This is a genomic window from Alienimonas sp. DA493, assembly GCF_043951915.1.
GTDB lineage: Bacteria > Planctomycetota > Planctomycetia > Planctomycetales > Planctomycetaceae > Alienimonas.
Genome location: NZ_JBINJD010000228.1, coordinates 1 through 6238, shown reverse-complemented (window position 1 = coordinate 6238; position 6238 = coordinate 1). Strand labels below are relative to the sequence as shown.

4 protein-coding genes and 1 pseudogene are annotated in these 6238 nt (G+C 69.9%); 3 read left to right on the top strand and 2 right to left on the bottom strand.

The annotated features are described in order from the left end of the window. From ACG2DA_RS21255 to ACG2DA_RS21245, 3 genes and pseudogenes are all read left to right on the top strand, one after another. Nucleotides 1–1034: DUF1559 domain-containing protein (locus tag ACG2DA_RS21255; protein WP_395258496.1), on the top strand; the 1034-nt coding region annotated here is incomplete at its 5' end. A 986-nt stretch (nt 1035–2020) separates the two neighbouring features. Continuing rightward, nucleotides 2021–3865, top strand: a complete 1845-nt coding sequence (gene thiC / locus ACG2DA_RS21250) for a phosphomethylpyrimidine synthase ThiC (RefSeq protein ID WP_395258494.1) — start codon at nt 2021–2023, stop codon at nt 3863–3865. 60 nt (nt 3866–3925) lie between these two features. Then, nucleotides 3926–4396: pseudogene (locus tag ACG2DA_RS21245) on the top strand (paraquat-inducible protein A); the annotation flags it as partial. 45 nt (nt 4397–4441) lie between these two features. Here ACG2DA_RS21245 and ACG2DA_RS21240 read toward each other — a convergent pair. Together ACG2DA_RS21240 and ACG2DA_RS21235 are read right to left on the bottom strand one after the other, a co-directional pair. Then, nucleotides 4442–5581, bottom strand: coding sequence for a serine hydrolase domain-containing protein (locus ACG2DA_RS21240; RefSeq protein WP_395258493.1), 1140 nt, complete (start codon nt 5579–5581; stop codon nt 4442–4444). A gap of 31 nt (nt 5582–5612) precedes the next feature. Continuing rightward, nucleotides 5613–6149, bottom strand: a complete 537-nt coding sequence (locus tag ACG2DA_RS21235) for a septum formation initiator family protein (protein ID WP_395258491.1) — start codon at nt 6147–6149, stop codon at nt 5613–5615. Nucleotides 6150–6238 lie beyond the last annotated feature (89 nt).

The following is a 6238-nucleotide window of genomic DNA, read 5'->3' as shown; positions in this document are numbered from 1 at the left end:
TCCAGCAGGCCCGCGAGGCCGCCCGCAAAAGTCAGTGCCAGAACAATCTCAAGCAGATCGGACTGGCCGTCCATAACTTCGAAAGCACCTACGGCAAGGCGCCGCCCGGCTGGATGACGACCGAAGGCTACGACGCGAGTTCGGCCTACGGCGATACCAGCGGGATCTGCACCGGAACGTTCCCGTACCTGCTCCCGTTCCTTGACCTCCCCGCAATCGATCAGGGCGTTCACGACGACGCCACGAACGTCCACCTAACCCCCGACAACACCTCGGGGCCGGTGCCCGGCAACTACGGCGGGACCCGGGGCGCGACGGCGTGGTGGTCTTACGACGACGACGACGACACGACCTACGACACTTGGACCACCGCGTATGCAAAGATTCCCACGCTCGTTTGCCCGTCAGCCCAGAGCAACCCGCCGGTCAATATGTGGCTGACGATTTACAACACGTACAACACGGGCAGCGGGGCTTCCCGCAGATTCAGCGCGTACGATGTCAGCGGTTCCCCGGCGTTCCAGGCCTTCGGACGCACCACGTACCTGTCGATGGCCGGTTTCTACGGGAAGGTGAACATTTCCAACGCGGACCGGCATGCCGGCATGTTCAATCGGCGTGAGAAGGTCACCTTCGGCAGCGTGAAAGACGGTCTGACGAACACGCTGATGTTCGGCGAGAATTCCGGGACGCTGGTCGACGGCGTTTACGGCGGGGGCCCGTGGAACCAGAAGTTCGAGTGGATCAAGGCGGGGCCGCTCTACAGCTACTGCGGACTTCGCTCTCACGCGGGAACGGAGATCTACAACCAGAATCAAGCGGACTGGGACCTCCCGTTCGCGCTGGACTTTACCGGCGGCGCCTGCCGTGATCCGGAATCGAGCCTGCGGTTCCAGAGCGATCACTCCGGCGTGACCCAATTCGTGATGGGCGACGGCTCCGTTCAGTCGATCGCGGATACCACGGACTATCTGGTGTACATCGACCTCTCCGGGATGGCGGACGGAGACGTGCTGGAGAACAACGCCTTCTGATCGTCGCGTGGCCCGGATCCTCGGATCGGGGCTCGCACGAACTCTGTCCCTCGATCGCCCTGGGAGGCGATCGCTCTCACCGCGTCCAATTTTTCCGGCGTCACCCTCGACAGGTCCTCATGCGCATGCTCTCCGACCGAAGAAAAACTCCTCTGTTTTATGTCCCGCTGGCCTCGTGCCTGCTGTTCGCCACGCTCTGCCTTGGCTGCGGGGAGACCGAAGCGTCGCTGCCTGAACCGGGCAGCATTCCGGAACGAGGCGAGGGGCCCCAACCCTTGACGCCTCTCAACGAAGGCGGCGGCGGCGAGTCGGAGACGCTCCGAAAGTAGCTCCACCGCCTTTGAAGGATCCGCTGCGGACGGAGGCGCCTAGGGATTCGCTTTGCCAGCGGATCCCTGAGCGTCTTCGGAGGGGCCGGTCCGTCGCGGGAGTCCGCTCCGCGTTACGAGACGACGCTCTGAGTCGGCAAGAGGGGACCAGGAAGCCGCCGAACCCCTCGGCCTCCCACGCCGAACCGGCAATCGAAGTCGTCGGCCCTGAAGCCGCCCGCCGAACAGGCAGCAAACCCCCAGACGGTCGTTCGCCCCCCGCCGGACGGGAGAACCCGGAGCAATCCCCCCTCTTTTCTTGCGATCGGGAGCCCCTTCCCCCGTCGCCCGAAAAGCCCGGGGGGGCGACTCAGCTCCCCAGTCCTCCAGTTGCACCTCTGGGCTCTGGCGGGCCGTGCCCGCGGCGCTTCGGAGGTAGGTCGTCTCTCCAACGAGCCGCGAGCGGCGGGCATCGGCCAAGGCCGGTTCCCGCCACGTGTCTTCGGACGCTTCGGACCCGGTCCTCGCAGAGCGAGTCGACGCCTCCCGCGATCACGGCGAGCGTCCACGCGACGCGGCCGACGGCGGACGCCTTGGGGCGGCGTCGCCGAACGACGGCAGGTGCCGTAGGATGGGGATCCGTCCGCTTCGCTCCGCCCGTAATCGCCGGCCCCGTCCATGTCGTTCGTCCCGCTCCCCGCCGTCGGCGGAGACCCCGCCTCCGCCCCGGCCGGCACCACCCCCGGCACGTTCGCCAACCGTCCCCAGCTCGCCCCCGGCGCCGCCGGCCGGCTGACCTTCTCCTCCCCGGACGCCCCGGGGATGCCGCAACCCAGCGACAAAACCGCCTGGGACTTCCTCCCCGACGGCTGGACGGTCGAAGGCGGACGGCGGACGGCGGACGGCGGGAGGGACGGCTGCGAGACCGTCGAGTTCGCGCAGGCGGACGGCTCGTTCCTCACCGTCACCTACCCGGCCGGCTTCTCGCCGGTCACCCAGCTCGAATCGGCCCGTCTGGGGATCGTCACTCCGCAGATGAGCCGCGTCGCCGAACGCGAGCCGCACCTTTCTGCCGAGCAGGTCCGCGACGAGGTCGCCGCCGGCCGGATGGTCATTCCGGCCAACACGAAGCACCTCGAATACAACCTCGACCCGATGGCGATCGGGCGGGCCAGCCTGACGAAGGTGAACGCGAATATGGGGGCCTCGCCGGTCTCCAGCGGCACCGACGAGGAGGTCGAAAAGCTGCGGTGGGCCGAGAAGTGGGGGGCCGACACGGTCATGGACCTCTCCACCGGCGGCGACCTCGACGCCTGCCGCGAGGCGATCCTCAAAGCCTCCACGGTGCCGATCGGCACCGTGCCGATTTATTCGATGATCATCGGCAAGAAGCTGGAGGATTTGAACATCGAGGTGATCCTCGACACCCTCCGCCACCAAGCGGAGCAGGGCGTCGATTATATGACCGTCCACGCCGGCGTGCGGCGGGCGCATATCGACCTCGTCAAGGACCGGCTGATCGGCATCGTCTCCCGCGGCGGCAGCCTGCTGGCGAAGTGGATGCTGGTCCACAAGGCCGAGAACCCGATGTACGAGCATTGGGAGGCGATCTGCGACGTGCTGCACGACCGCGACGTGACCTTCAGCATCGGCGACGGCCTCCGCCCCGGCGGCCTCGCCGACGCCACCGACGCCGCCCAATTGGCGGAACTGTCCACCCTCGGCGAACTCACCGAGCGCGCCTGGCGCAAGGGCGTGCAGGTGATGATCGAGGGCCCCGGCCACGTGCCGTTCGACCAGATCGAATACAACGCCAAGATCCAGCGCCGGCTCTGCCACGGGGCGCCGTTCTACGTGCTCGGTCCCCTGGTGACGGACATCTTCCCGGGCTACGACCACATCACGAGCTGCATCGGCGCCACGAGCATGGCCTACCACGGGGCCAGCATGCTCTGCTACGTGACGCCCAAGGAGCACCTCGGCCTGCCCAAGAAGGACGACGTGAAGCAGGGCTGCGTGGCCTATAAAATCGCCGCCCACGCCGCCGACGTGGCCCTCGGCATCCCCGGCACCCGCGACCGGGACGACGACCTGACCCGCGCCCGGGCGGCGTTGAACTGGGAGAAGCACTTCGAACTGAGCTTCGACCCGGACCTCGCCCGGGCCTACCACGACGAGGACCTCGACGTGGACACGGACTTCTGCGCCATGTGCGGCCACGACTGGTGCAGCGTGCGGATCAGCAAGGAGATCCAGGAGTTCGCCAGCGGCAAGGCCGACGGCTTCGCCCGGGAGAAAGTCTTGAAGAGCCCCGCGTTGAACGCGGAGCAGCGCGCGATCCTGGAGGCCCGCGGCCACCTCTCCCCGGACCAGATCCACAAGCTGGCCGGCAAGACGAAGTCCGCCGTCGGCGCCACCGAAGGCCACAAAGCCGCCTGCCACAGCGACCTCGCCGACGACGACCGGGCGCGGGACGTGCAGTCCAAGAAAGTGCCCGCCAACGTCGTCGAACTCACGGTCTGATCCGGGCGACGTCCGCCGTCGTTCGCCCCGCCGGACCGGCTCCCCCGCAGGCTCCGTCTCATGTCCGCCGCCCGTCGCACGTTGATCCTGACGCTCGTCGCGGCGGCGGCGGTGACGTTGGGGCTCGGGCTGACGGGGCCGTGTATGACCGTCATCCCGCACGGGGGGGACTGGCACGGGTGGATTCAGATCCTCGAACCGCGGGTGCTGAAGGTCAGCACGTTCAGCGTGCTGACGGGCATCGAGCGGATGTGGAACCACGGGGCCGAGGGGCTGGCCGGGTTGCTGTTCGCCTTCAGCGTGGCCTTTCCGACGGCCAAGCTGGCGATCCTCGCCTGGACCGCGGCCCACGCCAGCGCCGACGCCCGGCACGGGTGGGCCGGCTGGCTGGCCCATCACGTCGGCAAATTCAGCATGCTGGACGTCATGGTGATCGGCCTAATCGTCGTCGCCGTCAAGGGGCTGCCGGGGAACACGCAGGTCGTCGCCGGGTGGGCCCTGTGGGCCTTCGCCGCCAGCGTGCTGCTGGCGATGGTCGCCAGCCTGCTCCTCCACACCGGCGGGGAGCCGGCGCCCTCAAAGCTCGACGTCGCAGAGCACCGCCGCGGCGGCGACGGTGTTGATCCGCCCGATCAGCCGATTGACCGCACCGCGACCGTCCGGGTGCAGGCGGCTGGAGAGAAAGACGACGAACAGGTCCCGCTCCGGGTCGATCCAGAGGGCCGTCCCCGTGAATCCGCCGTGGCCGAAGGCGGCGTCTGAGAACAGATCGCCGCGGTTGGAACTGTAGGGGCTGCGGTTATCCCACCCCCGCGTCCGCAGGCCCCGGGGCACGGTCCGCGGCGCCGTCATCGCCCGGACCGTCTCCGGCGTCAGCAGGCGAGAGGAGCCGGGTTCGTCCAACTTCCCTTCCCCCAACAGCATCCGGGCGAAGCGGCCGAGATCGTCGGCGGTCGAAAACAGCCCGGCGTGCCCGGCGACGCCGCCGAGGGCGGCGGCCCGCGGGTCGTGCACCCGGCCCCGCCGCCAGTCGTCGCCCTGCCGCTCCGTGGGGGCGATCTCCCCGCGGACGGCCGCCGGCGGGTTGTAACCGGTCCGGCTCATCCCCAGCGGCTCGAACAGGCAGGCGGCGGCGTACTCGTCCAGCGAATGGCCGGAGACCTCCTCCGCCAACTTCCCCAGCGTGATGAAGCCGACGTCGGAGTAGACGAACCGCTCCCCCGGCGCCGCGAGCGGTTTCAGCTCGCAGATCGCCCGCCACGCCGCCTCGGGACCGTCGCGGTAGTCGGAGAGGGCGTTGTCCGCAATCAGGCCGCCGGTGTGGGTGAGCAGGTGGGCCGGCGTGATCGCGTCCTTCCCGTGCATCCCGAAGGCCGGCAGGCGGTCGGCCACGGGGGCGTTCAGGTCCAGTTCGCCCCGCTCCGCGAGGTGATGCACGCAGAAGGCGGTCACGACCGGCTTCGTCAGCGAGGCGAGATCGAATCGGGTGTCGAGCGTCATCGGCTCCCGCTCCGGCTCGACGGCCCGGTCGCCGTAGGCCTTCCGCCAGACGACGCCGTTCCGGCGACCGACCAGCACGACGCAGCCGGGCATCTCGCCGTCCTCGATCCCCTCCGCGACGATGCGGTCGATCGGGGCCAGCCGGGCGTTCCAGTCCGGCGCGCTCCCCTCGACCGGCGTGGCGCAGCAGAGGGCGAGCAGCAGGGCGGCGGACATCGGCGGGGGCGCAGGGAGAAGCGGGGGACCGTCAGGGGGCCGCACGATAGCGGGCGGCGACGGTGCGCCACAGCAGCCCCGGCAGCCAGAACGCCCGCCGCACCACGCCGGCGGCGGCCGGCTGGCAGAGGGTGAATGCAATCGCGGCCAGCACGGCCGAGACGCCGGCGAGCGTCACCCGCAGGCGGCGGTTCGCGGCGACCGCGTCGATCAGCGGCCAACGCTCCGCCGGCGGGGTCGGCGGCGGGTCGAGGGCGAACGGCGGCGGGGCCGCCGGGACCGCCAGCCGGTCGGCCCCCTCCCGGACCAGACCGAGGTCCAACCGGGCCACCTCCGCGGCGAAGGCGGGGTCGGTCCGCAGGGCAGTGGCGACGCGGTTCAGGCCCTCAATCTCCGCCCGCAGGGCCGCGGCGTCGGCGTCGGCCACGGCGAGGCGCTGCCGGACGGCTTTCCACTCCGCCGCCCCGGGGGCCAGCGCGGCGAGGGCGAACAGGGCGCCGGCGACGACGAGCGTCGGCCAGAAGGCGGCGTCGAGAACGGTCGGCAGGCGGTCGGGGGATCGCTCCACCGCTGGGGTTTAGTTCATCGCCCAGTGCGCCCGAAGCGCAAGCGGGGCGAACGATAGGCGACGAGGGGTCCGGCGTCCGCCGGGGGGGC